Origin of the sequence: Micromonospora sp. FIMYZ51 (assembly GCF_038246755.1) — a bacterium.
GTDB lineage: Bacteria > Actinomycetota > Actinomycetes > Mycobacteriales > Micromonosporaceae > Micromonospora.
Genome location: NZ_CP134706.1, coordinates 1,218,281 through 1,244,762 on the forward strand (window position 1 = coordinate 1,218,281; position 26,482 = coordinate 1,244,762).

At 69.4% G+C, this 26,482-nt stretch carries 20 protein-coding genes and 2 pseudogenes; 10 read left to right on the forward strand and 12 right to left on the reverse strand.

Features of this window, described 5'->3' with window-relative positions; genetic code table 11:
• Positions 1-54: 54 nt before the first annotated feature.
• Positions 55-672 (reverse strand): hypothetical protein, encoded by a 618-nt coding sequence (locus QQG74_RS05770; protein WP_341719254.1) that lies wholly within the window; start codon positions 670-672, stop codon positions 55-57.
• 251 nt (positions 673-923) lie between these two features.
• On the reverse strand, positions 924-2,321 hold the full coding sequence (locus QQG74_RS05775; RefSeq protein ID WP_341719255.1) for an IS1380 family transposase: 1,398 nt from the start codon (positions 2,319-2,321) through the stop codon (positions 924-926).
• 505 nt (positions 2,322-2,826) lie between these two features.
• Between QQG74_RS05775 and QQG74_RS05780 the strand changes: the two are divergent.
• Together QQG74_RS05780 and QQG74_RS05785 are read left to right on the forward strand one after the other, a co-directional pair.
• Positions 2,827-3,866 (forward strand): annotated as a pseudogene (locus tag QQG74_RS05780) (virulence RhuM family protein).
• A 189-nt stretch (positions 3,867-4,055) separates the two neighbouring features.
• A complete protein-coding gene (locus QQG74_RS05785) occupies positions 4,056-4,313 on the forward strand; it encodes a helix-turn-helix transcriptional regulator (RefSeq protein WP_341721146.1) in 258 nt (85 codons plus the stop codon).
• An 11-nt stretch (positions 4,314-4,324) separates the two neighbouring features.
• Here QQG74_RS05785 and QQG74_RS05790 read toward each other — a convergent pair whose 3' ends face one another.
• The gene (locus QQG74_RS05790; RefSeq protein WP_341719256.1) at positions 4,325-4,819 is read right to left on the reverse strand and encodes a flavoprotein; all 495 of its coding nucleotides are present in this window, start codon (positions 4,817-4,819) and stop codon (positions 4,325-4,327) included.
• Entirely contained in the window at positions 4,816-6,063 is a 1,248-nt protein-coding gene (locus QQG74_RS05795) for a helix-turn-helix transcriptional regulator (RefSeq protein ID WP_341719257.1), read from the reverse strand. The genes QQG74_RS05790 and QQG74_RS05795 overlap by 4 nt, the downstream gene beginning before the upstream one ends.
• A gap of 313 nt (positions 6,064-6,376) precedes the next feature.
• Here QQG74_RS05795 and QQG74_RS05800 point away from each other — a divergent pair, with 313 nt between their 5' ends.
• The 3 genes from QQG74_RS05800 to QQG74_RS05810 all read left to right on the forward strand — a co-directional run bounded on the left by QQG74_RS05800 (position 6,377) and on the right by QQG74_RS05810 (position 7,497).
• On the forward strand, positions 6,377-6,640 hold the full coding sequence (locus QQG74_RS05800; protein ID WP_341719258.1) for a DivIVA domain-containing protein: 264 nt from the start codon (positions 6,377-6,379) through the stop codon (positions 6,638-6,640).
• Positions 6,637-6,903, forward strand: a complete 267-nt coding sequence (locus QQG74_RS05805) for a hypothetical protein (protein WP_341719259.1) — start codon at positions 6,637-6,639, stop codon at positions 6,901-6,903. Before QQG74_RS05800 ends, QQG74_RS05805 begins: the two co-directional genes overlap by 4 nt.
• Before the next feature lie 150 nt (positions 6,904-7,053).
• A complete protein-coding gene (locus QQG74_RS05810; RefSeq protein ID WP_341719260.1) occupies positions 7,054-7,497 on the forward strand; it encodes a nitroreductase family deazaflavin-dependent oxidoreductase in 444 nt (147 codons plus the stop codon).
• Positions 7,498-7,686: 189 nt separating this feature from the next.
• Here the strand turns inward: QQG74_RS05810 and QQG74_RS05815 are convergent, their stop codons facing one another.
• The 4 genes from QQG74_RS05815 to QQG74_RS05830 all read right to left on the reverse strand — a co-directional run bounded on the left by QQG74_RS05815 (position 7,687) and on the right by QQG74_RS05830 (position 13,440).
• Complete coding sequence (locus tag QQG74_RS05815) at positions 7,687-8,226, reverse strand: hypothetical protein (protein ID WP_341719261.1); 540 nt, start codon at positions 8,224-8,226, stop codon at positions 7,687-7,689.
• The gene (locus QQG74_RS05820; RefSeq protein WP_341719262.1) at positions 8,223-10,307 is read right to left on the reverse strand and encodes a galactose oxidase early set domain-containing protein; all 2,085 of its coding nucleotides are present in this window, start codon (positions 10,305-10,307) and stop codon (positions 8,223-8,225) included. The genes QQG74_RS05815 and QQG74_RS05820 overlap by 4 nt, the downstream gene beginning before the upstream one ends.
• Positions 10,308-10,372: 65 nt before the next feature.
• Positions 10,373-12,166 (reverse strand): phospholipid carrier-dependent glycosyltransferase, encoded by a 1,794-nt coding sequence (locus tag QQG74_RS05825; protein WP_341719263.1) that lies wholly within the window; start codon positions 12,164-12,166, stop codon positions 10,373-10,375.
• On the reverse strand, positions 12,163-13,440 hold the full coding sequence (locus tag QQG74_RS05830) for a glycosyltransferase (RefSeq protein ID WP_341719264.1): 1,278 nt from the start codon (positions 13,438-13,440) through the stop codon (positions 12,163-12,165). The genes QQG74_RS05825 and QQG74_RS05830 overlap by 4 nt, the downstream gene beginning before the upstream one ends.
• A gap of 671 nt (positions 13,441-14,111) precedes the next feature.
• Between QQG74_RS05830 and QQG74_RS05835 the strand changes: the two genes are divergently transcribed.
• Positions 14,112-14,582: a hypothetical protein gene (locus tag QQG74_RS05835; RefSeq protein WP_341719265.1), complete on the forward strand. Its 471-nt coding sequence runs from the start codon at positions 14,112-14,114 to the stop codon at positions 14,580-14,582.
• Positions 14,583-14,597: 15 nt separating this feature from the next.
• Here the strand turns inward: QQG74_RS05835 and QQG74_RS05840 are convergent, their stop codons facing one another.
• On the reverse strand, positions 14,598-16,841 hold the full coding sequence (locus tag QQG74_RS05840) for a hypothetical protein (protein ID WP_341719266.1): 2,244 nt from the start codon (positions 16,839-16,841) through the stop codon (positions 14,598-14,600).
• A gap of 245 nt (positions 16,842-17,086) precedes the next feature.
• Here QQG74_RS05840 and QQG74_RS05845 point away from each other — a divergent pair, with 245 nt between their 5' ends.
• Positions 17,087-18,025 (forward strand): S-4TM family putative pore-forming effector, encoded by a 939-nt coding sequence (locus QQG74_RS05845; RefSeq protein WP_341719267.1) that lies wholly within the window; start codon positions 17,087-17,089, stop codon positions 18,023-18,025.
• Between the two features lie 41 nt (positions 18,026-18,066).
• On the opposite strand, the gene QQG74_RS05850 is transcribed toward QQG74_RS05845, so the two are convergent.
• Complete coding sequence (locus QQG74_RS05850; RefSeq protein ID WP_341719268.1) at positions 18,067-18,957, reverse strand: cellulose binding domain-containing protein; 891 nt, start codon at positions 18,955-18,957, stop codon at positions 18,067-18,069.
• 111 nt (positions 18,958-19,068) lie between these two features.
• On the opposite strand from QQG74_RS05850, the gene QQG74_RS05855 reads away from it, so the two are divergent.
• The 3 genes and pseudogenes from QQG74_RS05855 (at position 19,069) to QQG74_RS05865 (ending at position 24,461) form a co-directional block, all read left to right on the forward strand.
• Positions 19,069-20,397, forward strand: a complete 1,329-nt coding sequence (locus tag QQG74_RS05855) for an AAA domain-containing protein (protein ID WP_341719269.1) — start codon at positions 19,069-19,071, stop codon at positions 20,395-20,397.
• Positions 20,398-20,467: 70 nt separating this feature from the next.
• Positions 20,468-21,172 (forward strand): hypothetical protein, encoded by a 705-nt coding sequence (locus QQG74_RS05860; RefSeq protein ID WP_341719270.1) that lies wholly within the window; start codon positions 20,468-20,470, stop codon positions 21,170-21,172.
• Between the two features lie 104 nt (positions 21,173-21,276).
• Positions 21,277-24,461 (forward strand): annotated as a pseudogene (locus tag QQG74_RS05865) (AAA family ATPase).
• Between the two features lie 58 nt (positions 24,462-24,519).
• Here QQG74_RS05865 and QQG74_RS05870 read toward each other — a convergent pair.
• Together QQG74_RS05870 and QQG74_RS05875 are read right to left on the reverse strand one after the other, a co-directional pair.
• Positions 24,520-25,377 (reverse strand): ABC transporter permease, encoded by an 858-nt coding sequence (locus QQG74_RS05870; protein WP_341719271.1) that lies wholly within the window; start codon positions 25,375-25,377, stop codon positions 24,520-24,522.
• Positions 25,374-26,390 (reverse strand): ATP-binding cassette domain-containing protein, encoded by a 1,017-nt coding sequence (locus tag QQG74_RS05875; protein ID WP_341719272.1) that lies wholly within the window; start codon positions 26,388-26,390, stop codon positions 25,374-25,376. The genes QQG74_RS05870 and QQG74_RS05875 overlap by 4 nt, the downstream gene beginning before the upstream one ends.
• Positions 26,391-26,482 lie beyond the last annotated feature (92 nt).

Below are 26,482 nucleotides of genomic sequence, written 5' to 3' on the forward strand. Positions count from 1 at the left end.
CGTCGTTCCTGCTGATCCTCAGCGCACCGGCGGGCAGGTCGACACCGCAGGCGATCACGCGGGATTCAGCGCAGGTAGTAGGCCGGCGTACTGGAGCCGGTCGTAGGCCAGCTTGATGTGCGGGGGAGTGAACAGCCGTGCCTTGCGGCCACTCCAGCGACGAACCCGCTCCGTCAACTCGGCGAGGTCGCTGGTCGGCGGTTGCAGCGTGGCTGCGTAGTGCACGGTGGCCAGCAACTCAAGGCTGTAGGGGGACTCGAAGCCGTCAACTAGTCGGGAAAGCTGATCCAAGGCGTCCGGCGGCGTCGAGCCCTGAGCCGCCCACCACCTTGCAACCGCTTCGGCGGCGTCGGCGGTGAGCCGGATCGGTTGGAGTTCCTCGACCCGTGCCGACCGGTCACCGAAGCCGGTGAGGTAGTGCCCCTCCAACCGGTCGAGGACGTGGTTGAGGTTTTCGGCGTACGGGCCGTATCGGCCGCGACCGAACTCCAGGCGTAGCGGCTGCCCAAGGACCTGGAGGAAATAGGCGATTTTCTGAATCTCCAGGAGGGTGACACCGTCGCGGGGTTCGAGGGCTTGTGCCCGTTGCAGGTATCCGTCGATGGCCCGCAGTAGGGTGGCTCGCCCCGGAGTCAGCGAGGGCTTCTCGGCGGCTACCGGCTGGAGTCTCACATCTGTCCTAAGGGGTAGTCAGGTGGGAAGCCGTACCCGGTCAGCAAGTCAGGAAGCGGCATCCGCTCGGCAGTCAGCCACACCTCCTGGGATGCAGCACCCGTTAACCTCGGTCTTTCGCTTAAGCGTCGACCCATAGCCATCATTCGATGAATGTGATTCGGGTGTTTGTTGCTGTTTTGGTGGCATGCTAAAGGCCCGGCGCGGGGCCGGGTTCCTCTGTGTTGCTGGTCGGGGCGTGAGTCGCGGGGTCAGCCGGTGGGGCGGGGTAGTGCCGTGAGGTTGGTGAATGCGCTGTTCAGGGCATCGGCCCAAGGCCAGTCGGCGGCGATGGCGAGGCGGGTCCTGCGGGCGGTGCGGGTGATCCGGGCCGCGACGTGCAGCAGCCGGTAGCGAAGCTTCTTGGGTTCGGCTTTGGCGAGGTCGCCGTCCAGGAGAATGGTCTGGGTCCAGGCGAGCAGGTCGATGCCGGTCAGGGCGAGTTGGAGCCAGGCCTGGTTGATCGCGAAGACGCGGGACGGGAACCGGCCGAAGCCGGTGGTCTTGCCGGTGCGGATCTTGTCCTCCACCCTGGCGTGAGCCCGATGCCGGGCTTCCAGGAACTGGATGCTGCCCGTGCCGGGCGGGGTGTCGGTGGCCACGACCTGGTGCCGCCAGCCTTCGATGGTGTCGAACAACGACAGTTGGGCGCCGGGGTGCGGGCGTTCCCGGCGGACCAGGAACCGGGTGCCCTCGGGCCAGCCGGCCGCCTCGAACAGGCCGGTGATCTCGCAGACCTCGGCATGTTCGCGCAGGTCACCGCCGGTGTCGACAGCGGGGACCCAGCCGGTCGCGGCCCGGATCGCTTCCCTGACCGGTTCGGTGATCGCGGCGCCGACACTGAAGCGGATGTCGAGGTGACGTTCGCGCCAGGACCGGATGTGGGCGAGGAAACCGTGACTGGATCCGGCCGAATCCGAGCGCAGCAGGATCGGGGTCCCGTGCCGGTGGATGTCGGGGATCTGGGCGAGAGCCTGGTCCAGGACGGTGATGTGGTCGGTGGTGGTGTTCGAGCCGGCCCGGCCTTCGCGCAGCAGACCGGCGAGGGCCTCGCCGGTGTTGTCCAGAAAGCACAGCAGTGGGTGGAACCCGAAGGTCTTCTTCCAGGTGCGGGTCGCGGACTCCTTCTCGGAATGGCAGATCACGATGGTCGCGTCGATGTCCAGGACCAGGCCGTCCACCCGCTGACCGGCCACCATCGGTTGCGGCAGGTCGCCGCGGACCTCGGCGTGCTGGGCCCAGGCGACCTCGCGGGCGTGTGCCCGGGCGGCCCGCAGTTCGGCCAGCATCGTTTCGTCGAGCTGCGACAACAGTCGCCACGCGGTCGGGTCGGACGCGACCGTTCCGAACAGGGATGGCTGGTTTCGCAGTACTGCCAGGTCAGCGATGGCCTCGCCGCCGTCGGCGAGCATCACGGCGAGATCGACCGCGATCCGGCCCGGGTCGTGCCCGCCCTGCCGCTGCCGCAGTCCTGCCAGTGCCTGGCTGAATGCGCTGGTCAAACCGGTCGTATCCGCGAGATCGGCGAGCAGACGGGCGCCGGCGTGACCGACCACGCCTCGCCCGTCCCCCGTGACCATGATCTTCGGACGTGTTCGGGTAGTCTTCACCCAGCAAGTGCCTTCCGTGACGGGTTAACAGGACTCTCGACAAGCCCTATTTTCCCTGATCAGAAGGCACTTCTTCGTTTCCGGTCCACTCCTTGGACAGCCCTTAACGAAGGGCCGAGGTTAATACTCGGCGATGGAGGCGCTGCTCTGTCGCAAGCCGGACAGTTCCTTCAGCCTTGTCGGAGCTGTTGGGATCAACTACCTAACCGGACAAGCTACCTGCGGCCAACCGGTCGAAATCCTCGTCGAGTGGGTAGTGGTAGCGACCCAGTGGGTTCCCGTTCGCGTGTGACCGAAAGTAGTGCTTTTTCTATCGAACGATCCCAGATGCGGGGGATTGCTGGGAAAAACTGGGACTTGTAGCATGCCCATCGTGGTGGAACCCATCGAAGACCTAGAAGGCCGGACCAGCGAGATGATCCTCTACCGAACCGGTGACGGCCGTACCCAGATCAAACTGCGAGCGGTGGACGGAACGGTCTGGCTGACCCAAGCAGGGATCGCGATGCTCTTCGACACCCAGGTTCCCAATATCAACAAGCACATTTCGGCCGTGCTGGCTGAGGGCGAGCAGGATGAACGGACTATTTCCTCTCAGGAAATAGTTCGCCAGGAAGGCTCTCGCCAGGTGCGGCGGACAGTCCAGGTCTACAACCTCGACATGATCCTGGCCATCGGTTACCGGGTCCGATCGCCGCGTGCCGCCCAGTTCCGCCAGTGGGCGACGACTGTGCTGCGTGAATACCTGGTCAAGGGGTTCGCGCTCAACGACGAGCGGCTCAAGGAGCCCGGGGGCCATGACTATTTCGATGAGCTGCTTGCGCGCATCCGCGACATCCGGGCTTCGGAGAAGCGGTTCTACCAGAAGGTGCGGGACGTGTTTGCCCAAACCAGCGTCGACTACGACGGCAGCAGCGAGATGGCGCGGAGGTTCTTCGCGACCATCCAGAACAAGCTGGTCTACGCGGTCACGGCCGCACCGCAGCCGAGCTGATCGTCATGCGAGCCGACGCGGAAGCGCCGAACATGGGCCTCACCAACTGGGCTGGGTCGCGTCTGCGTAAAAGTGATGTGACCATCTCGAAGAACTATCTGAACGCCGAAGAGATCGACGAGCTGAACCGCCTGACCACCATGTTCCTCGACTACGCGGAGGACCGGACGCGGCGGCGCCAGCAGATCCGGATGGCGGAGTGGGTAGCCCAGACTGACCGGTTTCTCGACTTCAATGAGCGCCAAGTGCTCAACAACGCCGGACGGGTCTCGCAGGCCGACATGCAGCGAATCGCTCACGAACGCTTCGATGCCTTTGACGATCAACGCCGAGCCCGTGAACTCGCTGAGGCAGACCGGGAGGCAGCCGAGGAGTTCGCGGCGTTGGAGGCGGAGGCCCGGCGGCTGCTGGGCTCGGGCGAGTCGGATCACGCGAATCACCGAGCTCACGACGCCGGCGGCGCATGCCCTGCCCGCAGGCTCCTCGGAGGCAGCTCGATGGCAAGCTGCGCGAGCTGCGCTTTTACCTGGACCGCGACGCGGTGCGTATGACGTACTGGATAGCCTCCCGCCGCAGGATCATCCTGTTGACAGTCTTTCGAAGACGCGGATGCGGGAGGACCGAGAGGTCGAGCGGGCTCGCCGGACGCTTGAGCGCTGCGCGGCTGAACGGCATACCGTGATCGAGGGGGCAGAGTAATGAGTGATCGCGTCGATTGGAATGAACTGCGGGAACGCCGGATGGCCGAACCGGGTGCAGCTGAGGCGTACGAGGCGGCACGGCTCGCCTTTGAGCTCGGTCGGGAGGTGCGAGAGCTTCGGGAGCGAAACGGTTGGAGTCAGAGTCAACTCGCACGGGCTGCCGGCATGACTCAGTCTGCGGTTGCCCGCTTCGAAGCTGGGGGCACCGTGCCGACCCTTGCTGTCCTCGAACGGCTAGCGCGAGCCCTTGATCGAAGGCTGGATGTGAAGTTCACGCGGAGGGCGGACGCCGCCTGACCAGGCCGCGTTTACGCCCAGCGGTGCAGCTGATCGGTGACTATGCGCCAGTCCAACTCTGCGGGCAGCGGTGTAACGACTACGTTGGCGGTCTGGAGCATCCGCAGGTGTCGGTCGTAGCTTGGATGGGCGGCCAGTTGCTCCTTGACGTTCGGGAAGGCGTAGACCGGGAGGTCGGTGCCGAGTGCCTCGTTGAGGATGCCCAGCGCGAGGGTGTCGTTGATGCCCTGCGCCCACTTGTTGATGATGTTGAACGTCGCTGGCACCACCGCGACGGCGGTGGCCGGCAGGTGCGGCTCCGGCTCGCCGGGCTTGCGCCACTCCACCCGCACCGGATAGCCGGTCTGCTGTGCGAGTGCGTTTCGATCGATCCAGGTGGCGGCGGTCGGTGTGGCGGTCAGGCAGACCGTCCAACCGTCATCTTGCAGCAGCTTGATCAGCTCTCCGATCCGCAGCACCGGTGGGGCCGCGCAGACGACCAGGGCCAGCACGCCGCGTCGGGTCACGCCAGCAGTCCGGCTCGTTCGGCCAGAGACCGCAGTCCGGGTGTCGCTGCCCGTCGATCCATCGTCAACAGGTCGATCAGCAGCATCCGGGCTTGAGCGTTCGTGTGGACGCATTCGGCGGCGACCCGTTCCGCTTCGAGTAGATGTAACACCGAGGTCGCCCGGTCTCCGGCTGATCGCATCAGCGCCTCCGCCATGTCGATGTGGACCTGGGCCCTTCGGCCGACCAGCACTGTCGGCAGGCGGGACGTGTCGAGCCGTGCTCCGATTTTCAGGGCGCGGTCTGTGTTGCCGGCCCGGACTGCGGCAGAGACCGCGTGAATGGCGACGTTCGTCGGGCCGAAGCCGGTCCAGAGCCGGTTCCGATCCGACCCGAGTGCGCTTGCCAGCGCTTCGGCCCGCGCCAGAAAGTTGGCCGTCTCCTTCGGCTGCCCTTGTCCGGAGGTGATGATCGCAGCCAGGAGCAGCAGGGAACCGTGCGCGGAGAGCAGATCAGGGTCGATTACGGGTCCGGCTGAGGCCAGGCGGTCAGTGCTGGCTCGAACGATCTGTTCGGCTTCGTCTGCCCGTGCCGGCATGCGTATCAACCCGCAGGCCACCTGGTAGGCGGCGACCGCCATCAGCGCTTGGTCGTTCGCGATCCGGGCAGCGGTGGAAGCCCGATCGGCGCTGAGGAGTGCAGTGTCTCCATCGCCGACCTTGGCGGCCAGCTTTGATGCGGCGAGGTAGGCGGCGGCCAACAGCCGGAAGGCCCTCGTACGGTGCATTCCTGTGGCGGCCTCGGCGAAGGCTGATGCCTGACCGAGTACATCTGGCAGCAGCCGCGCGGCGGACGTGTAGCTCGCGCGCTGATAGTGGTTATGGACCTTGCCCACAGCCCGCCGGATCTCGGTGGCTGACAGCGCTGACGGAGCGTATGGGGTCAGGTAGCCGGTCAGGAAGGTCCGGAGGCCGGTGAGTAGTTCGGGTCGGGCGGCGCCGGACGCCCGGTCATCGCGGTCATCTCGCATGGCCTGTCCTCGATACTTAGCCACTGACACGTCGGCGAACATGCCATCGAGTGCTTCGAGGGTAACGCCGAGAGCGGAAGCGATTCGGGTTCGATGCCATGGCTGCGGATCCGTCTCGGCATTTTCCCAGCGCACAACCGTCGATCGCTCCACGCCGAGGAGTTCGGACAGCCGTTCCTGGCTGTAGCCGAGGGCCTTTCGCCGCTGACAGAGTCGGTGCCGTTTGAGCGCCACAATCGACCTCCCTGAGCGCTGGCTGCCACTTTAGTAACGGTCCGTCGATCGAGTGAGTACGCAGATGCGTCATTCCTGCGTCATGGCGGCTCCGTGAACGCTGTGGTCCCTGGTCGGTGCCGCGACGAGGCTTTGGGCGAGGCCCGGGGCGGGTGCTGGGCTCCGGCGGGGCGTCGACCGGTGAGACGTACTGCCGTCCCCGCCCGTCTCGGAGCCGCAAGATCGAGCCAGGGAGGGACATGGACGCGATCGACCAGGCGTGCGGCGAGGTGTCGTTGCCGCCGTACGTGACCGAGCGGGAGGTGCGGCAGCGATGATCTATGTGAGTCGGGAGCATCTTCGTCCGCGGAATGTTCGGGCGGTCGTCTTCGACACCCGTTGGCGCGGGCTCGACCCCGCTCAGGTGCATGGTTACCTGGCTCTGGTCGCGGACGAGTTGGACCGGCTTCAGCGGGAGTTGATCACCGCGAACACCGAGGCCGAGCGGATCCGGCAGGCGTTGCGACAGTGGCAGTCCCGGCAGACCCGCCGTGGTCCTGGCAGGTTTGGCGCACCGAACAATCGGTGGTCGAGATGACGGAGTCGCCGCACTGGGTCATTCACCTGCCCACCACGCTCACCAGTCTCGACGAGGCGATCGAGCTTGCGGTCGCGTTGCGTGACTCGCTCGGCCACGTCACCGCCATCGACTTCGGTGAGACCACGCTCAGCGAGGAGGACAAGCAGTTTCTGCGTACCCGAGTGTGGTGTGACGCCCGGGGCGACGCTGCCGGCCGCTGCCGGCGCCGCGACGACCACGACGGGCCCTGCGCAGCCACCGAGGATCAGCCGCTCGGGTGATCCGTGGACACGAGTTGCGGTATCTCGCGGCATCCCGGTCGTCGGAGCGCACGAGGTGCGGCATCTCGTGCGACGGACCCCCGGCGTGCGGCGACTCCCGCACGCCCGCACGCCCGTGCCATTCGCGGTCAGTCGCGTAGGTTGGGGGGCATGGGATCGAGCGGTGATTATGAACCGAGCGCGTTGGAATGGGTCCGCGAGCAGGTCGAGCGGATCATGCGTACCGGAACGACTGACGGTGTCACGATCAATGATCGGCCCATCGTGCTGATGACCTACCGGGGTGCCAAGACCGGGAAGCTACGCAAGACGCCGGTCATGCGGGTCGAGCACGAGGGGCATTATGCCGCTGTCGCGTCGATGGGCGGCGCGCCGAAGAATCCGCAGTGGTACGCCAGCCTGGTGGCCGAGCCGATCATCGAGCTTCAGGACGGGACGGTGACCGGGAAGTATCAGGCCCGGGAGGTGTTCGGGGACGAGAAGGCCGTCTGGTGGCGCCGGGCGGTCGAGGCGTACCCGGACTACGCCGACTACCAGCGCAAGACCCACCCTCAACGCGCCGATCTTGCACTCTCGGTCGGCGAGATGGCCTGATTGCCACGTTTGTCTCGACGGAAAGTGCATGATCGCCGCAGGTGGGGTGGTGGGGGTTGGAAAGGCACGGCACCTCGCTGGGTGGGGATGTGGCGGTGAGGCTCTGAAGCCGAAGTTCAACCGCGACAGAGCTAGGACGACTGACGGGCAGCTTGACCGGGTGGCCGCGGCCACGGATCTGCTCCGAGATCAGTCGCCGGGGCCGCAGGCGACGCCGTCTTTGTTGCGGTCCAGGTTGTGCCGGTCGCGGGGGTTGTTCACCGGCAGTGGCGGGTAGTCGCGTTCCCGCAGCCAGGCGCAGGCGTCGGTCACCCCCGCCGGCAGGGTCCAGGGTACGCAGACACCCCGTTCGCCGTACCCGTGGTCGCAGCCGTCGAGCCCTTCGGCCATCTTGAGCCGGGCGGTCGGGGAGGGGGCTGCGGTGCGGGTGGCGCCGCTCAACTCGTTGGCGAACGGGTGGATCCGAGGTGCCGGTGTGCCCGTGGCGGAACCGCCCGACGGCGGCTTCGGGCGAGACTCGGCCGACCCCGACGGTGTCGGGTCGGATTCGGTCGGGCCGGAAGCAGCAGCCGGGTCCGGGCCGGGTGATCCAGCCGACCAGCCGGGGGCGGTGTCGTCCCCGCGTAGCTGGGACCAGCCGATCCCGGCACCGGCCAGCAGGATCAGGGCAACCGCCCCGGCGGCGACCAGCAGCCGCCGCCGGGGGATCGCGCGGAGCGCGGCGATCATCCGAGCTTGATCCACTTTGCCACCGACGGTACGCCCTGGGCGTTGTGTACGAAGAGCATGTACCAGCCGGGCGGGGCGATGTTCGGGTTGCTTGTGACGTTCAGCCCGATGGTGTTGCCGTCGACGGTCATCGGCAGCTCCACGAAGCGCTGGTTCGGGTCCGAGGAGTGGGTGACGGCCGCCGGCCGGATCAGCGAGGCCCGGGTCACCTCGGAGTCGACGGTGATCTGCTCCGTCGCGCCGTAGCTCCATTCGGTCTTCGCCACGGTCACGATCTCCGGCCGGACGCCCTGGAACAGGTACGGCGGCGAGTAGACCGAGATTCGCATGTCGAAGGAGCCGTCACCGGGGTTGTCGCCTACCGACATCACCCGACCGTCGGGGAGCAGGAACGACGACGAGTGGTAGCCGCGCGGCACCGGGTCGGTCGCCATTCCCGGGGTGAAGGTGTCCGTCTGCGGGTCGAAGATGGACGCCTCGTACACCGGGTCGGAGCGGTTGTGCATCGCGCCACCGGTCTCGAAGACGGTACCGTCGGGCAGGATCACCGCGGAGACGTACATTTTGCCCTGGTCGCCGGTCTGCGGCACGCCGCCGGTGAGGGTGCCGAGCGGGATGTCCGGGCCGGGCCGGTACCTCGGGTCCGCCTCCTTCAGGTCGATGATGTCGACCAGCCGGTTGGCCTCCGGGTTGGAGTCCACGTTGCCGCCGCCGAGGGTCAGCACCCGCTGGTCCTGGGCCGGCGGCAGCAGCACGCTTGCCGACTGGTCGCGCTCGTCCTTCTTCCGCAGGCCGGGCACGTCGACGATGGTGCCGGCATGGTAGTCGTAGATCGAGGCGCCGGTGCCGGGCAGTCCGTTGCCGAAGGTGTGGCTGCCGGTGTAGAACAGCCGACCGTCCTGCATCAACACCATCGCCGGGTAGAGGCCCCAGAACGACCAGGTCTGGTTGGCTTCCCAGAGTGCCAGCCAGCGCTCCTGGTCGGCGTCCCAGTACTCGGTGGCGACGGTGCCGTGCGAGTCCTCACCGAGCCCGCCGAGGGAGATCACGTCACCGTTGCCGAGGATCGTCGCCGACGGGTACCAGTGCCCGCCGGACATGTCGTTGGTGCGGGTGTAGCTGTTGGTGGCGGGGTCGAACAGGAACGAGTCCCGCAGTCCCTTGTAGCCGACCGTGCCGTCGGCCGTCGGGTAGTCCTTGTTGCCGCCCATCACCAGCACCCGCCCGTCGGCGAGCTGCACGTGACCGGCGCAGAACAGGTCCTCCGGGGTTTCCACGTTGGTGAAGCTGCCGTTGGCCGGGTCGTACACGGCGGTTTTGAAGGTGCCGGCGGCGAACATGTCGGGGTCGTTGCCGGAGCCGGCGATGAGCAGCACCTTGCCGTTGTGCAGCACCACCGAGTGGATGCCGCGCACCGGCGACTCGAACGGCATCACCTCCCACTTGCCCTTGACGCATTCCTCGCCGAAGGTGCACACCGGGTCGGGGGTGGGCACGGTGACGTCGACCATCGAGTAGTCGTCGGTGAGCAGCGTGCCCACGCCGTGGATGCTGACTCCCCAGGTGATCTGGTCGGTGTCGGCCGGCACCGGCGGCGTACGCACGGTGGCCTGGGTGTACGCCCCGGCCACCGGCAGGGTCGCCAGATCGGTCCAGTACTGCCATCCGGCGGTGGTGTCGTGGCGGAACACGGTGACCGCGGTCGACGGGGTGGTGGAGCGGTACCAGACCGACAGGTCGTACTGGTGGCCCGGGGTGACCTGCGGCGCGCACGCCGGGCTCTCCAGCATCATCGCCTTGCGGTCGCCCGCGCCGCTCGTCGACTCGATGGTGATTTCCATGGCGTGACTGCCGGTACGCGCCTGGTTCGACACGTCGAAGGTGTAGTTCTGGTCGCCCCAGCCGGACCGCTCCCAGCAGGTCGGGAAGCCGTTGCTGAGCGTCTCCATGCTGGGGTTGCGAATCAGGTTGGTGGGGGCGGCCTGCGCCGGTGTGGCGATCAGCGCCACGCTGGCCAGCAGGACGAGGAGCGTCCACTGGCTGAGGCGTCGGCGCTCAGGTGTCCATGTGGCGATGTGCACGATTTCTCCGAGGGGGTCGGCGGCAGGGGACGAAGATGGCCCGGTCGATCACGGTCAGGAGTTGGTCATCCGGTCTCCTTGGCGACCTGTCGGATCTCGATGCGATCCGGGCCGTCGCCGAAGGTCATCACCGGCTCGGAGTTGGCCAACAGCAGGTCCACCGTCGGCAGGGTGTTGTCGTCTCCGCGCATCGCCGGCGTCGAGATGATCAGATCCACGTCGCGCCAGCCGTTTTCCAACCGCTTGGCGACCTCGACGTCCAGGTCGAGCTTGTAGAACCAGATCACCCGCTCCGGGCGGTAGCCGGCGTCGACCAGGTCCAGCCAGAGCACGTCGTCGGTGACCACTGTGGTGGCCGCGCGGTCCGGTACCTCGTTGCTGAGCCACTGCATGGCCGCCACGTAGCGGACGTTGTCGTCGGCGGACATCGCCCGGCGGTTGCCGTCGTACCAGCCGGGAACGACCAGGACCAGGGCGACCGTCGCGCAGACCGCGACGACACCAGCCCGCACCACGGTGGCGGGCTGGTGGCGGTCCGCCATCGGGGCCGGGTCCGTCGGACGCGTCGCCATTATCCGCTTGGCGCCGACCTCGATGATCCCGGCGACCGCGACGGCCAGGAAGGGCAGGGCCTGGATGACGTACATCGCCGGCAGGTAGCCGCCGGGCCGCAGCGCCACCACCAGCAGCAGCGCCACCGCGACCGCGACCGGGCGGAGCCGGCGTACCGCGAGGGCGAGCAGCCCGCAGGCGATCCCGGCGTAGATCAGCACCGGGTCGTAGAAGAGCCAGGAGTCGAAGACCTCGCGGGCGCCGGTGCCGGCGGTGAAGACGCTGCCCGAACCGGCCCGGTCCTGGAGTTGGAACTGCATCGCGCCGATCAACGACACGTGTCCGTCGCCGGGGAAGAGTTCGCCCTTGAGCAACGCGTAGAGCGGATAGGTGATCCCGACGAAGACCAACCCGGAGAAGAAGCCGGCGAACGAGAAGGACCGCACCCCGTTGCGCTGGGTGCCGTGCCAGAGCGCCACCACAAGCGCCGGGAGCACCACCAGGATGGTCTCCTTGGAGAGCACCGCGATCCCGGCGGCGGCGCCGGCGGCCACATGGTGCCAGAGGTGGCGGCGCGGCGAGAGCGCCAGGACGAAGGCGGCGAGCATCCAGGTCACCGCGAAGCTGTCCAGGTAGATCTGACGCAGCATCGTCACCGAGAGCGGCGAGAGCCCGTAGGCGAGCACCGCGAGCGCGGCGGCCCACCGGGCCATGCTGAGGCGGCGGCAGAGCACATAGACCAGGACCACCCCGGCCGCGACGATCGGCAGCATCGCCACCCGGCCGGTGACCACCGCGAGTTGGTCCGGCATCAGCAGGGCGGGCAGCCAGGAGAGCGCGGCGAGTTGAATCCAGCCCACCGGCGGGTGGTCGTACCAGTAGGTGTAGTGGGCGAGGCCCACGCCCTCCCGGACCGCCCACGCCTGGGCCAGGTAGGTCCCCTCGTCGTCGGTGAGGTTCGGGAAGCCGCCGATGTTCCACGCCTGCACGGTCGTCACGACCAGCACCAGCAGGCCGACGATGAGAAAGTCCGGCCGCAGCCGGCGCAGTCCACGGTCGGGATTCGCCTGTGCCTTTGGGCCGTGGCCGAGGATCCGGGGAAGCAACTCGGTGGCGTCGCTGTCACCGACCGGTCCGCTGCCCATCTTCGGGATGAGGACGGTCTTCGCGGCGTCCGCGCTGTTGTCGGCCGGTCCGCTGCGCATCTTCGGGATGAAGAGGGTCTTCGCGGCGTCCGCCTGGTCAGGGGCGGGTGCCGGCGATGCGCCGGAGGCGGGGGAGGCCGGACGCCCGGCGACGCTGGTCATGCCTGGCTCCTCGCGGCAGTTGCCGACTCGGCCTGGCCGACGGCCAGGTGCGCGCCGACGTGGCTGGTCAGTTCCCAGTTGTTGCGCTTACGCAGGAAGCGCCAGACCGCCCGGAGCGCGGCGACGGCCAACACCAGCATGTACGGGAACGCGCCGAGGATCAGCCGGGCGTAGTGCACCGGCCCGATCCGCAGCTGGTACTGCCGGCCGAAGTCACGCAGTCCGACGACCTGGAACATCAGGGAGGCGATCATCGGGGCGAGCGGCAGGAAGCTCACCAGGGCGGCGAGGGTGCCGACGTCGAAGAAGAGCGCGATGAAGACGCCCAGCGGCACGGCCACTCCGGAGAAGGCCTGGATGAACGGGCCGATGAGGGTGTAGCGGGCCAGCATCCGTTGCCAGGCCGTCGGCAGGCGGCGCCACTCGCCCTTGAACAGCACCTGGAGGAAGCCCTGGTTCCACCGGGTGCGCTGGCGGATCAGGGCGCCCAGGGTGGCGGGCGTTTCCTCCCGGGTGACCAGGGTCGAGTCGTACGCGACGACGACCTTCGCGCCCCGGCTGGAGAGCCGTACGCCGAGGTCGCAGTCCTCGGCGAGGCAGTCGCCGTCCCAGGCGCCGACGGCGCGCAGCGCGGCGGTACGGACGAAGACGGTGTTGCCACCCAGTGGGATGAAGCCGCGCTGCGCATGCAGGTGCAGCCGGCTGCGGAACCAGAAGTAGTACTCCAGGCAGTTGTGCAGGCTGTACCAGCTGGAGTGGTAATTGATCAGTTGGACGCCGCCCTGGACCACGTCGGCTTTGGTGACCCGGAACGCGTGGTCCACGTGCTCCAGCAGGTGTGGGTGCACCTGGTCCTCGGCGTCGAAGACCCCGACGACCGCGCCCCGGCAGTAGGGCAGCGCGGTGTTGAGCGCGCGGGGCTTGTTCTTGACCGGGTTGGTGTCGGTGACCACTCGGACGTGGTACGGGTGTGTGCTGGCCAGGCGCTCGGCGACTGCGGTCGTCTCCGGGTCGTCGTGCCCGACGATGATGATGATCTCGAATCTGGTGTGGGTGGACTCCATCAGCCGCTGCACGGTGTGCTCAAGCACCTGCTGCTCGTGCCGGGCCGGCAGGAGCAGCGAGAACGAGAGCGAGTGTGTGCCGTCGTGCGCCGAGAAACGGGTGCCGGCGAGAGTCTCCGGTGTCCGCCACGCGTGCATTGTCCACCACAGTGTCACGACCGCGAAGACGAAGAGGACTATCGATATTGCCACGATGATGGTAGCCGCCATTATGTGCCCGGTCCCCTTAGCCGCCCCTGATTCCCCGCAGAATCGAACGACACCAGCGGAGTTTGGTCAACTCGGTCGCGACCCGGGCACTGTCCGTAAGGGGTGGTGGCGGGGTGGTGCGAGCGCCTGGGGTGGGCCCTTTTGTTGGCGCGGACGGTGACGTGAATCTCGCGGCGTCCTGGTTGGTTGTCCGAATTTGGGGTGAATTGGTGCGCTGGCTCGTTTGGCCCTGCCGTCAGGCGTCTGCGGTCCCGGTCGGCCGATCGGTTGGCGCGTGGGCCCGGCCGGACGGCCTTCGGGTGGCCGCCAGGAAGCTGCGGCCGGGCGATTGTTTCGGAAGTTGATCCGAAGGTCCGCGGTGACCGAGCCGCGTCGGATCCACGATCGGGTCCCAGTCGCCGGGGTGCTGGCGGCGCGCTCCAACGGCAACTGAGAAATTGCATTGAGCAATTGCTTGCATGACTGCAATTGAGGCATTTCGAGAATGGTGATTAGCTGTACTTGCGCCAGCGTCTGGTGATCTGAGCTGGGATTTTCCTAGGCTTATTCGGGGTGTCGACGCCCTCGGGCAAGGGAGTCGTCCCCGTCGGGCCGGATTGTGGTCCGGCGTCGAACGCTGTCTTTCGGGGAGTTTCCTGATGTCGGTCGTCCTACATTTTCGTACGCTATTCGTGGCGATTGTCGCCGTGCTGGTTCTGGTCCCGACGGTGCCCGCGACGGCGCAGGCCGCACCGTCCGGGCGGGCGGCGGAGCTGGCGCGATATCTTGCCGCGCATCCCGGTGGGACGGTGCTCAACGACAACGAGATCAGCTACCTCGGGGGTGCCCTGGTCGTCACCCTGGACGCCCCGGTCGGCAGCTATGCCGCAGCGGACTGCCCGTACGGCTGGTTCTGCTTCTACGACCTGCCGAACTTCGGCTACCCGCGCGGCAAGCTCTCCTCCTGTGGCTGGCAGAACCTGGCCAACTGGAGTTGGCAGTTCCGGGTGGAGTCGGCGCACTACAACCTGGACAGCGGATACGTCGCCTTTCACTACCAGCAGAGCCAGGAGCTGTTCCGGGTGAGCACGGTCAACCGGGTACGCAGCGACGCCACCCCCCACCGCAACTGGGCCACCCACGTCTACCGGTACTGCCCGTGATCGGTTTCGGGCGGTTCATCGGCAGCGGGTGTCGGTGGTGTCGGTGCGGGTGTTGCGCAGGTAGAGGTGATAGCTGAGGACGGTGCCCTTGGCATCGAGCAGTTCGTGGCTGAGCAGCCGGCCGTCGTCACCGAAGAGCAGCGTGTCCCGCCATCCCTCCCGGTTCTCGGCCTGGAAGGCGGTGCCCGGCCGGTGCGCCCGGTCGTGGTAACCCTCGCCGTACTCGATCTCGGGGAACTTGGCCAGTTCCTGGAAGAGCGCGGCCCGCTGCTTCGGAGTGAGCGGGTGGTAGCGGTGCAGTTCGGCGACCAGCCGCAGCATCCCGACGGCGTCCTGCAACTCAGGTGGTTGGCTCTCCCACCGCTCCCGTAGCTGGTCGCGCAACTCGCCCGGGTCGTCCGGCGGCAGCGGGAGCACCTCCGCCAGGTCTCCCGCCTGGTACGAGAAGCGTCGGGGTCGCGCCGGCCCGGCCGCGTCCAGGTTCGTGATCTCCCGCAGGCCGGAGAGTCGAGTCGTGAACCAGAGCCGGTACTCAAGGCGGCTGACGTCATCGCTGCCGGTGGTGTCCCGCGCCCAGGTCCGGTAGCAGGTGAAGGAATAGCGCCCCGCCAGCGGCTCCTCCCGCAGTGCCGCCACCTCCTGCGCGAGGTTCTCGAACCGGCGCTCGGGGGACGGGCTGCGCGGTCCGCCGTGCCGGGTGGGGGCGGATGCCTCTTCCCGGGTGGGCGTCACCGTGACGGTCAGCTCGGGTAAGGCACTGGTGTCGCTGAGTCCGTCGCCTGCCGTGGCGTGCAAGGTTGCCGCTCCGATCCCGACCGTTGCGACGACGAGGAATCGCCGGAGGAACCCTTCTCGCCGCCGGGGTGAATCGTCGTGCCTGGTTTCGATGGCGGGCCGGAGGCGGAAGTTCGTGGGCTCACGCGGCGTCGGCAGCTCCCGCCACGGTTGGTAGCGGGGTTGCCGCGAGTTGTCGGGGAACCAGCGCTGGTCGATCCGGGCGCTCTCCGCCGACCTGGGCGCCGGGGCCGGCGACCCGAGGGGCGCCGACGGCGCCAGGCGCGGCGAGGATAGTGCCAGTTCCTGGCGGCACGCCTCCAGTGCCTCCACCGCCAGCCGCAGGCACCACTGCCGGCCGGTGTCGGAGATGTTGTCGAAGGTGAGGCAGACCAGCGCCCGACTGACCAGCGAGAGGAGGTACTGGGCCCGCCACTCCTGTCCCCAGCCTGCCTTCCAAACGTACGAGGTGCCGTTGCGGTATGCGACCTCGACCACCTCTGCGAAGGCGGGTGGCACGCTCTCGGGACGGTCGGCGTCGGGGTTGATGAGGTGGTCGCGCAGCGCGTCGGCCTGGTCCGGCGGTAGCCCGTGGCCGGTGCGACCGGCGGTGACCGGGGGAGCCACCGCGCGCAGCACCGTGTCGAGCACCAGGTCCACCAGGTCCCGGGTAAGCGGGGCGTGGTCCTCGAAACCGTCCAGGTCGACCAGTTGGAATTGCTTCGGGCGGGGCTGATCGGCCGGATCGCAGGGCACGAGCAGGTTTCCCCCGTGTGCGTCGCCGTGCGTGTAGCCGGCGACATAGCGCATCTCGTGCGTGGCCGGCGCCGACTCGGAGTCGAGCAGATGCAGCGGGTTCAGCCGCGGTTTGCCGTCGAAGGGGAACCAGGTGGTGGCGACGTCAGGCAGGCCGAGGCGGCGCGCCGCCCAGCTGACCGACTGGACGCCTGCCGACTTCGCCAGTTCCCGCCGAACGTATTCGCTGATGGTGGTGGTATCGGTCGACACGCCGTTGCCCTCAACCCTGTTCCAGTCGAACAGCAGGGCGTGGGTGATCGTGTCGACGGCGGTCACCAGGTGGCGACCGCGCAGGTCGTGCAGGGTCCGCACCCGGTCGCCGCCGTTTGCCATCTCCTGGAACATCAGGTGCCGGCCGTCGCCGACCGGGAACCGCGGAAACGGCTGCCGCACCATGTGCCGCTCGGCGAAGTCCGCGTTGGACTGCCGGGCCAGCTCATGGCGGGCGGGCTCCCGGGCGACCGGGGGCAACACCTTGAGGAACAGCTTCTGGCTCCTGCTCCGCCCGTTGCCGCCCGGCCGGGTCAACGCGATGCAGAGCAACACCGCGTCGGTGTAGTGCGGGGCGTGCTGGAAGCCCGCCACCAGCTCGATCCGGCCGGCCTGACCAGCTGCGAAATCCTCCAGAGCCTGGGCGAGGCGGGGATCGGGGAGCCCCTGGGTGGTGTCGTCGAATCCGTTGGCCACGTCGGTCGTTTGACCTTTCAGAGGGGGAGCGCGTCGCGGGGGGTGCCCCGTCCACAGGGCGGTACGCATGGCTGCGTGACGACTCAAGGTAGCCGAACTGTCGGGACACTCAGGGTATTTAACGCGAACAGTCGCAAACCCTACTGAACGACAAGATCTCCTGCCGCTTTTGGTGCTCTCGGTGAGGCGGCGGTGACATCTAGCGATCTGGATTTAGAATCGGTTACCGGACCCGGGAGGCCAGCGTGACCGATCCCGCTAAGTCCCTGCTCAGCCGCCAGACCGAGCCCGAGATGATGGCCCTGTTGCGGGCCATGTCGGTCTGCCACTCGCGGGCGCAACGACTCGACAACCTGCGGATGGTCCTCTCCGTCCTGCTCGGCGTGGCCGGCGCGGCGGTGGCGCTCACCGGCGTGTCGTCCACCGTGGTCATCGCCGTCGGGGCGCTCTGGGCGCTGGCCAACGCGGTCGGGTTGGGCACCTGGTCACGCGGCCAGCTCAGCCGGGCGGCGGTGCTCCAGGAGATGTTCGACGTCCGGCTCTTCGGTCTGCCGTGGAACACCGTGGCCGCAGGTGAGGAGGTGGGTGCGGCCGAGGTCAGCCGACTGCACCGGGCGTACCGGGGCGACGAGCGGTACCTGCGCGACTACTACGAGGTGCCGCTGCTGCGGGCACCGTACGACGTGCTCGCCTGCCAGCAGCAGAACCTCGGCTGGGGCGCCCGGGTCCGTCGCCGCTACGCCTACGTGGTGCTCGGCGGGACGGCGGTCTGGGCGGTGCTCGGGGTGGTGTTCGGCGTGACCGCCGAGCTGACCGTCGCGCAGCTGCTGCTCCAGTGGTACGTCCCGTCGCTCGGCGCGCTCCTGCTCGGCCTGGAGATCTATCGCAGCCAGCGGGACGTGGCGGCCGAGCGGGAGCGGGCGCTCGGCGTCATGCAGTCGCGGATCGCTGGCACGCTTCAGCGGCCCGGCGAGGACGCCTCGGCCGAACTGCTCACCCTGGCCCGGCAGATCCAGGATCTGATCTTCCGCAGCCGGCAACGGCAGTCGCGCGTACCCGACTGGTTCTTCCGGCGGTTCCACGCGGCGGACCGGCAGGACTTCCACGCCGCCATGACCACCCTCTCCCAGCTGCTCCAGGACGCCCGGCCGGTCGCGTCCGCCGGGGGATCACTGCCGTCCTGAGCGGCCGGACGGGGAAGCGGCGGCACCGGTGGTGGTGCGGCTCATGCGTTGGTGTCGCCGTACTCGCGGACGCCGTCGACGTCGAGGGTGATCCGGCTGTTCTCGACCCACCCGCCGGTGGCCTGCTGCCAACTGCGGTCGTCGCGCTCGTCGATCGCCGTCCAGTTCGATCGGTGATGGCGTAGCTGGATCGGCCCGGTCGACGCGCCGGGGTCAAGCGTCCCGCTGGCGAAGGTCAGCTCGATCCAGCCGGGGATCGGCGTACCGGGCGGCGGGAAGACCGTCGGCGTCGGAGTCGGGGTCTGCGGCGGGGCCGGCGGTAGGGGCGGCGGGAAGAACTGGAGATGGTGCCGGACCTTGGCGCAACCGATCGCGGCCCAGTCGCAGTGGGTGACAAGCGAGGTGTTTCCGCCCTCGAACGTCACGTGGTAGCGCACCCGCACGTAGGCCAGATCCAGCGGCGTGGTGCCGGTGTTGATGATCTGAAGGACATGTTGGATCTGGTTGTCGGTCGGTGACCAGTTCAGGTTGCGGTAACTCACCCGCGCCTTCCCGTACGCGGTGCGCACCGGGGTCACCGGCGAGTCGAGGGAATATCCGGCGTCGGTGTAGGCCCAGACGGTGAGCCGGTACTCGGTGCCCGGCGCCAGGTCGGTAAGCGTGAGGTCGGTGCCGGTGGTGGTGCCGAGGCTGCGGTAGGTGTTGGTGCCGAGCCACGCCCGGACCTCGTGTCGGATGGGCGTGCCGCCCGGCTCACCGACCCAGGTCGACGGTGCCCAGGTCAGGGTGAGCCGGTGCGGTTCGTTGGCCACCACGACCGGTGCGCCAGGGGCGGTCAGGACCGGATCGTCGGCCGCGTGGGCGACGGCGGCGCCGGAGAGCCCGAGCGCGGTGGCGAGGACGGCGACGAGAGTGACGCGACGCACACGCATGGTGCGCATGCTAGAGCTTCCATGCGCCTCTATCAATGTGTTCGGGTTCGTCCCGGGCGCGGTCTCGGCGCTGAGTAGGGTGCGGGGACCGCGGTGAGGGAGGTGGGCGAGATGCAGACCGAGCTGGACGTGCCGCCGGGCGTTGCGGCGGAGCAGGTGATCACGGCGGTCCTGGCTGACCTGCGCTCCGGTGCGCACCGGGGCGTGGTGGTCGACTCCCCGCCGGGGGCGGGCAAATCCACACTTGTGGTACGGGCCGCCATCGAGCTGGCCGGCACCGGCGAGCCGCTCATGATCATCGGGCAGACCAACGAGCAGGTCGACGACCTGATCGACCGGCTCGCCCGGAAGGCGCCCGAGCTGCGGGTGGGGCGGCTCTCCGCGAGCGACTACCGGCCGTCGTCGCGGGTGCGGGCACACGGGCAGGTGCGGGTCGCCGCGAAGGTCACCGACCTCGCCGCCTCGGCGGTCGTCATCGGTACGGCCGCCAAGTGGGCCACGGTCACCGAAGGGCGCTGGCCGTGGGCGATCGTGGACGAGGCGTACCAGATGCGCTCGGACGCCCTGCTGCGCGTGGCCGGCAGGTTCGACCGGGCGCTCTTCGTGGGTGATCCTGGGCAGCTCGACCCCTTCTCCACAGTGGACGTCGGTCGGTGGGCCGGGCTGAGCTGGGATCCGATGCAGTCGGCGGTGGCCGTGCTGCTGCGGCACAACCCGCAGCTGCCGGTGCACCGGCTGCCGGTCTCCTGGCGGCTGCCCGCCTCGGCGGCACCTGTGGTGTCTCGGGCGTTCTACCCGTTCACCGGCTTCCGCGCCGGCACCGCTCCCGCCGAGCGGGTCCTACGGCTCACCGGGGCGGGTGCGGATGACGCCGTTGACCGGGCGGTGGAGCTGGCGGTGCAGACCGGCTGGGCGCTCTACCAGCTGCCGGCCCGGCACACCCTGCGTACCGACGCCGAGGCCGCCGCCGCGTGCGCCGCGCTCGCGCTGCGGGTGCTGGCGCGCGGCGCGGTCGCGCGCTGCGAGCAGGCACCCGACGGCGCGCCGGTGAGCGCGGACCGGATCGCCGTCGGAGCCGCGCACCGCGACCAGGTCGCGGCCATCCGGGCCCACCTGGGCGCGGCCGGTGCGGACGTCACCGTCGACACCGCCAACCGGCTCCAGGGCCGGGAGTACGACGTGACGATCGTGCTGCACCCGCTCTCCGGCCGACGCGACGCGACCGCGTTCCACCTGGAGTCGGGACGGCTCTGCGTGCTCGCCTCCCGGCACCGGCAGGCCTGCATCGTGGTGGCCCGGGCCGGCATCGGCGAGCTGCTGGACGCGCATCCGTCGACGGAGGCGCCGCAGCTGGACGTGCCGGTGAGGTTTCCCGACGGCTGGGAGGCCAACCAGGCGATCCTCAGCCACCTGGCCGATCGGACGGTCCGCCGACGTTGAGTGGGCAGCCCACTCGCGCACGACCGCCGAGGGACAGCCCGGCCCGGCCGAGTCCACTAGGGTCGGGCCGGTGACGGGATCGACCTTCAGCCGCGTGGGCCGGATCGGCCTGGTGGTTTTTGCCCTGGTCGCCTTCGCGACCTTCACCATGGCCTGGTTCTCCGGCGCCAACGGTCAGGTGATCGTCGGCGTGGACCTGGTCTACGTGAAACCGGAGCTGCCCGGTGCGCCGCACCCACTTATCGAGTACTTCCTGGAGGTGGCGCCGCTGCCGGCGTACCTCGGGGTGCTGCTCGCCTTCACCGTCGCGGTCCGGCGGCGGTGGGCGCGGTTCGTGGCGGTGGCGGTGGTCGTGCTGGCCGCCGCGTTGACCGGTGCGGCGGCGGTCGGGCTGCTGACCAGCGTCGAGGACTACTGGCAGCCGTACGAGGTGCAGCGCTACCGGGGGTACGCCCTGCTGACCGCCGTACTTGCGGTGCTGCTGCTGGCCGCCGCCGGTGCGTTGGCGGCGGGGCTGCGGCACGCGTACCACGGTTTCGTGGTCGTGCTGCTGTTCGCCGCCGCCGCGTTCCAGCTGATCGGCACCGTACTGCTCGCCGGGCAGGGCGTGGGCAGCGCGATGACCGTCGTGCCCTGGCTGACGGCCTGGGCGTACCTGCTGGCGGCCGGCTGCGCGCTGCTCGCGTTGACCAGCTCCGCGCCGCCGGCCGCCGAGACTCCCGGTCCCGATCCGGTGCTGCCCGGCCACACCGGCGACCCGGTGGTGCGCGGGTAGCTGTTCGCACCCAAGCTCCGTCGACCCGTCGGACGTGGTCGCGCCGACGGGGCGGTCGCCGGGGCGGCCCGTGATGTCGGCGGGTTCGGCTACCGTCGGTGGTCATGAAGGCGCGGCCCGGCGAATCGATGATCGGGCGGGAGCATCCCGCCGGCCTGCTGCGGGCCGAGGTCGACCGGGCCGCGGCCAGTCACGGCGGCCTCGTGCTGGTCACCGGCGAGCCCGGCATCGGCAAGACGACCCTGGTCACCGCCGCCGCCGACGAGGCCCGCCAGGCGGGAGCGCTGGTGCTCGGCGCCGCCTGCTGGGATTCGGCCAGCGCCCCCGGCTACTGGCCCTGGGTGCAGGTGCTGCGCGGGCTGCGTCGATCGCCCGACGACTGGGCGGTGGCCCGGGAGTCCGCCGAGCCGGCGCTCGCGTTGCTGCTCGGCGAGGTGACCGCACACTCCCCGGACACCGCCGAGCAGGAGGCGTTCGTCCTCTACGACGCGGTCACCACCGCCCTGGTCGCGGTCTCCCAGCGGCGGCCGGTCGTGGTGGTCCTGGACGACCTGCACTGGGCCGACCCGGCCTCGATGCGGCTGTTGCAGTTCGCCGCCCAGCACACCTGGTTCGAGCGGCTGATCTTCGTCGGCACGTACCGGGACGCGGAGGTCGAGTCGGGTGAGCACCATCCGCTGCGTTCGCTGCTGATGTCGCTGGTGGCCAAGGCCACCACGATCACCCTGACCGGCCTCGGACGTGACGAGGTGGGCGCGCTGATGGCGCGTACCGCCGGCCGGGAACCAACTCCGGACTGCGTCGACGACGTCTACCGCCGCACCGGCGGCAACCCGTTCTTCGTGGAGCAGACCGCCCGGCTGTGGCACAGCGGCGGTGTGGTGAGCGCCATCGCCCCGGGCGTCCGGCAGGTGGTGCGCCAGCGGCTGGACCAGCTTCCCGCTCGGGTGATCGACGTGCTCACGATCGCCTCCGTGCTGGGGCGGGAGTTCCACCGGCAGGTGCTCGCGGCCAGCGCCGGCCTGCCACCGGCCCGGCTCGACCAGGCGCTCGACGTGGCGATGAGCGCGCGGCTGATGCTCGCCCTCGGCGACGGCCGGTACGCCTTCGCCCACGATCTGGTCCGCGAGACGCTCTACGACGGCCTCGCCGACGACGACCGCCGGGAGCACCACCGGGCCGTGGTCCGCGCGGTCGACGAACACGCCCCGCTCGCCGAGTGGCTGATCCCCGCCGACCTGGCCCGGCACGCCTGGCTGGCCGGTGACCGCCTCGACCCGTACCGTGCCGTCGAGCTGCTGTTCGCCGCGGCCCGGGAGGCCAACTGCCGGCTGGCGTTGGAGGAGTCGACCCTGCACCTGCGGCGTGCGCTGATCCTGGTCTCCGACGACGTGCAGCGGGTGAAGGTCATGATGGAGCTGGCCGACCGGCTCTTCCACACGGGCGACCGGGCAACGGCGGCGCAACTGCTCATCGACACCACGGTGGCGGTCCTGGCGATCGACGAGCCGGTTCTGCTGGCGTGCTTCGCGCTCACCGTCCATCGACGCTGCCAGGTCAACCCGCTGATCGCCATCGACAGCGCGACGCTGGTGCGGGAGGCGTACCGGCGGCTCCTCGGCGAGCCCGGGGTCGACACGACGGTCGACACGCTCGAAGCCGGCCTGATCAACGCCACCGAGGCCCTCGCCCGGCAAGGTCAGGACGACGAGGCGCTCAGCTTCAGCCTCTGGGCCCGACACGACGCCACCTGGGGGCTCGGCACGGCGGCCGACCGGGCCGCCCTCACCGTCGAGCTGCGCGACCTGGCCCGCCGCAGCGGCGACCAGGAGGCCGAGTTGTGGTCCACCGCGCTGCGCTGGGTGGCGTTGCTGGAACTCGGCGACCCGCGCTACCTGGACGAACTCACCGCCTTCGTGACCGCCGCGCGGCGGACCGAGCGGTCCCGGCACCGGATGGCCGCCCTCACCGACCACGCCATCGTCAACGCCTTCCGGGGCGACTTCGCCGACGCCGAGACCTGCTTGGCCGAGCTGAGCGGACCGGGCGGCTGGGAGTACGACGAGGACGGCTTCCTCTGGCACCAGATGCGCTGGTCGTTCCTGCTGCTGCGGGGCCGGCTCGCGGAGGCCCAGGCGCTGCTCGACGGGCTCCGCGCGACCGAGCACCCGTACCTGGACCTGCTCCGGGCGATCACCGCCGCCGAACGCGGTGACCAGCACACCGCCGCCCGGCTCACCGCGGAACTGGAGGTCGGCCCCGGATACCGGGGGTGGTCTCGCCGCTGTGGTTGCGGCTGTGCGCCCAGGCCACCCTCGGCGACCCGAGCCGCTGCGCGGCGGCGCGGCAGGCGCTGGCGGCGCATCGCGGTCGCTGGCTGGTCGCCCTCTTCGGCTGCGACATCGGCGGTCCGGTCGACCACTGGCTGGCCGTGATCGACGTCGCCGAGCAACGCTGGGACGAGGCCGTCGCCGGCTTCTCCGCCGCCCGCGACAATGCCGATCGGATGGGTGCCCGCCCCTGGTCGCTGATCGCCCGCGCGGCGCTTGTCGACGCCCTCGCCGCCCGGGGCCGCCCGGGCGACGTGGCGACCGCCGACCGGCTACGCGAAGAGGTGGAACGCGAGGCCCGCGTCCTGGACATGCCGCAGGTACTCGCCCGGCTCACCGCGTCCGAGCCGTCGCCGGCTGTCGCGTCCGGGGCGTGGTCGGCGGGGCAGCGGTCCGCGCCGGGCCGGGAGGTGGCGTACGAGTTCCGCCGGGACGGTGCGGTCTGGCGGCTCACGTACGAGGGACGCACCGTGCACCTGCCGGACGCCAAGGGGCTGCACGACCTGCGGCTGCTGCTCGGTCGCCCGGGAGTCGACGTGCCGGTGGTCGAGTTGCTCGACCCGAGCGCGGGGCCGGAACTCGTCGCCGCCCGGCGGATGGGTGGTGACCAGATGCTCGACGACGAGGCGAAGCACCGCTACCGGCGTCATCTGGCGCGGCTCGACGACGAGATCGACCGGGCAGCCGGGCGCGGCAACCGGGCGAAGCTGGCCGCGCTCGACGCCGAACGTCAGGCACTCATCGCTGAGCTGCGCTCGGCCGCCGGGCTGGCGGGCCGGAGCCGTCGCCTCGGCGACGAGGCGGAACGGGCCCGTAAGACGGTCACCGCCCGCATCCGGGACACCCTGCGTCGCCTCGACAAGCGCCATCCGCCGCTCGGCGCCCACCTGCGGCACACCGTCTCGACCGGCTCCTCCTGCCGATATCTTCCCCCGGCTCCCGTCCCCTGGCAGCTGTGACAGCTGTTGGTGCGGGAGCGCCCCTTGCCGAGGGCGCTCCCGTACCGGGATCGATGGGCTATCGGCGGTTGTAGCGGTGCATGGTGAGGGTGCCGAAGACCACCAGGAAGGAGGCGCTCCAGAGGAACATCCAGGTCATGGCCGTGCCGTCGGTGGTGCCGGCCATCGCGGCGCGTACCGAGGAGACCAGGTGGGAGATCGGGTTGGCCTTGACGAACGCCTGGAGCCAGCCGGGCATGGTGGACGGGTCGACGAAGACGTTGCTGAGGAAGGTCAGCGGGAACAGCACCATCATGCTGACCCCCATCACGGACTTCTCGCTGCGCAGGATGAGCCCGAAGAACGTCCAGACCCAGGAGAACGCGAACGAGAAGACCACAAGCAAGCCGATCCCGGCGAGTACACCGAGCACGCCACCGTCCGGGCGGAAACCGAGCACCAGCCCGACGGCGAGGATCACCAGCGCCGCCAGCACGTAGCGCAGCACGTCACCGACGATCATGCCGACCAGGGCGGCGGGCCGCCACACCGGCAGCGTCCGGAACCGGTCGAAGACGCCCTTCTCGATGTCGCTGTTCAGGCCGACACCCGTGTACATGGTGATCATCGCCACGCTTGTCACCATGATGCCCGGTAGGAAGAACTGAAGGTAGTCACGAGGGCTGTCGGCGAGCGCACCGCCGAACAGGTACGTGAACATCAGCACCATGATGATCGGGAACGCCGTCACGTCGAACAGCTGCTCCGGCACGTGCTTGATCTTCAGCAGGGCCCGCCAGCTGAAGGCGAGCGACGCCGCCAGCGGGCTCGGTCGAGGCGGTCGCTCGCCCGGCGCGAGGATCGTGCCCAACGCCTCGGTCGACGGGACGTAGACGTTCGGCGCGCGGTCGGTCGAGGTGGTGGTGTCACTGCTCATCGGGCTGCCTCCAGCGCCTCGTCCCGCTCGTCCTCGACCGGGACGGCAGGGTGGTCGGTCAGGGCCAGGAAGACCTCGTCCAGGCTCGGCTGGCCGAGCGAGAAGTCGTCCACCACGATCCCGGCACTGGACAGCTCGCCGAGCGCCCGTGCGGCCTGGGCGCTGGCATCCAGGTCGCCGCCGGCTCCGCCGACCCGGGCGGTGATCGCCACCGGGTCTGCCTCCAACTGCACAGGTACGCCCAGCACCGTGCGCAGCAGTCGCTCCGCCTCCGGCCGCGCTGCCGCGTCGCGCAGCCGCAGGTGGACCGTGCCGGAGCCGACCGACGACTTCAACTCGCCCGGGGTGCCCTCCGCGATCACCCGGCCATGGTCGATCACCGCGATCCGGCTGGCCAGCTTGTCGGCCTCGTCGAGGTACTGCGTGGTGAGCAGCACGGTGGTGCCGTGTGCCACCACCGCCCGGATGATCTCCCACACCTGGTTACGGCTGCGCGGATCGAGCCCGGTCGTCGGCTCGTCGAGGAACAACAGGTCGGGTGTGTTGAGGATGCTCGCCGCGATGTCGATGCGCCGCCGCATGCCGCCCGAGTATTTCTTCACCTGCCGGCCGGCCGCCTCGGTCAGGCCGAACGCGGCAAGCAACTGTTCCGCCCGTTGCCGGGCGGCCGGCCGGCCCAGCCCGAGCAGCCGGCCCAGCAGGACCAGGTTCTCCGTGCCGGTCAGGTCCTCGTCCACCGAGGCGTACTGACCGGTCAGGCTGACCCGGGCGCGGACCGCGTCGGCCTCGGTGACCACGTCGTGGCCGAACACCCGGGCCCGTCCGCCGTCCGGACGCAGCAACGTCGCCAGGATCCGTACCGCAGTGGTCTTGCCGGCCCCGTTCGGGCCGAGCACCCCGTACACGGCGCCGGCCGGCACCTGTAGGTCGAGGCCGGCGAGCGCGTGCGTATCGCCGAACGACCGGGTCAAACCCTCGGCCTCGATGGCGAGGCCGGTGGTGCGTCTACTCATGATTCTGATACGTCCTTCCGTGTGGTGGCGCCTGCGGCCCGGAAGGCACCGGGCCACATGCTGCCCCAGCCCACCGCACGCGTACGACACAA

What these genes read in the sequence shown, in the direction of transcription:
- QQG74_RS05805 (WP_341719259.1), top strand. Translation starts at nt 6,637, where the DNA reads ATGACGGAGTCGCCGCACTGGGTCATTCACCTGCCCACCACGCTCACC.
- QQG74_RS05800 (WP_341719258.1), top strand. Translation starts at nt 6,377, where the DNA reads ATGATCTATGTGAGTCGGGAGCATCTTCGTCCGCGGAATGTTCGGGCG.
- QQG74_RS05850 (WP_341719268.1), bottom strand. Translation starts at nt 18,957, where the DNA reads ATGCGTGTGCGTCGCGTCACTCTCGTCGCCGTCCTCGCCACCGCGCTC.
- QQG74_RS05815 (WP_341719261.1), bottom strand. Translation starts at nt 8,226, where the DNA reads ATGATCGCCGCGCTCCGCGCGATCCCCCGGCGGCGGCTGCTGGTCGCC.
- QQG74_RS05825 (WP_341719263.1), bottom strand. Translation starts at nt 12,166, where the DNA reads ATGACCAGCGTCGCCGGGCGTCCGGCCTCCCCCGCCTCCGGCGCATCG.
- QQG74_RS05830 (WP_341719264.1), bottom strand. Translation starts at nt 13,440, where the DNA reads ATGGCGGCTACCATCATCGTGGCAATATCGATAGTCCTCTTCGTCTTC.
- QQG74_RS05870 (WP_341719271.1), bottom strand. Translation starts at nt 25,377, where the DNA reads ATGAGCAGTGACACCACCACCTCGACCGACCGCGCGCCGAACGTCTAC.
- QQG74_RS05810 (WP_341719260.1), top strand. Translation starts at nt 7,054, where the DNA reads ATGGGATCGAGCGGTGATTATGAACCGAGCGCGTTGGAATGGGTCCGC.
- QQG74_RS05785 (WP_341721146.1), top strand. Translation starts at nt 4,056, where the DNA reads ATGGCCGAACCGGGTGCAGCTGAGGCGTACGAGGCGGCACGGCTCGCC.
- QQG74_RS05875 (WP_341719272.1), bottom strand. Translation starts at nt 26,390, where the DNA reads ATGAGTAGACGCACCACCGGCCTCGCCATCGAGGCCGAGGGTTTGACC.
- QQG74_RS05855 (WP_341719269.1), top strand. Translation starts at nt 19,069, where the DNA reads ATGCAGACCGAGCTGGACGTGCCGCCGGGCGTTGCGGCGGAGCAGGTG.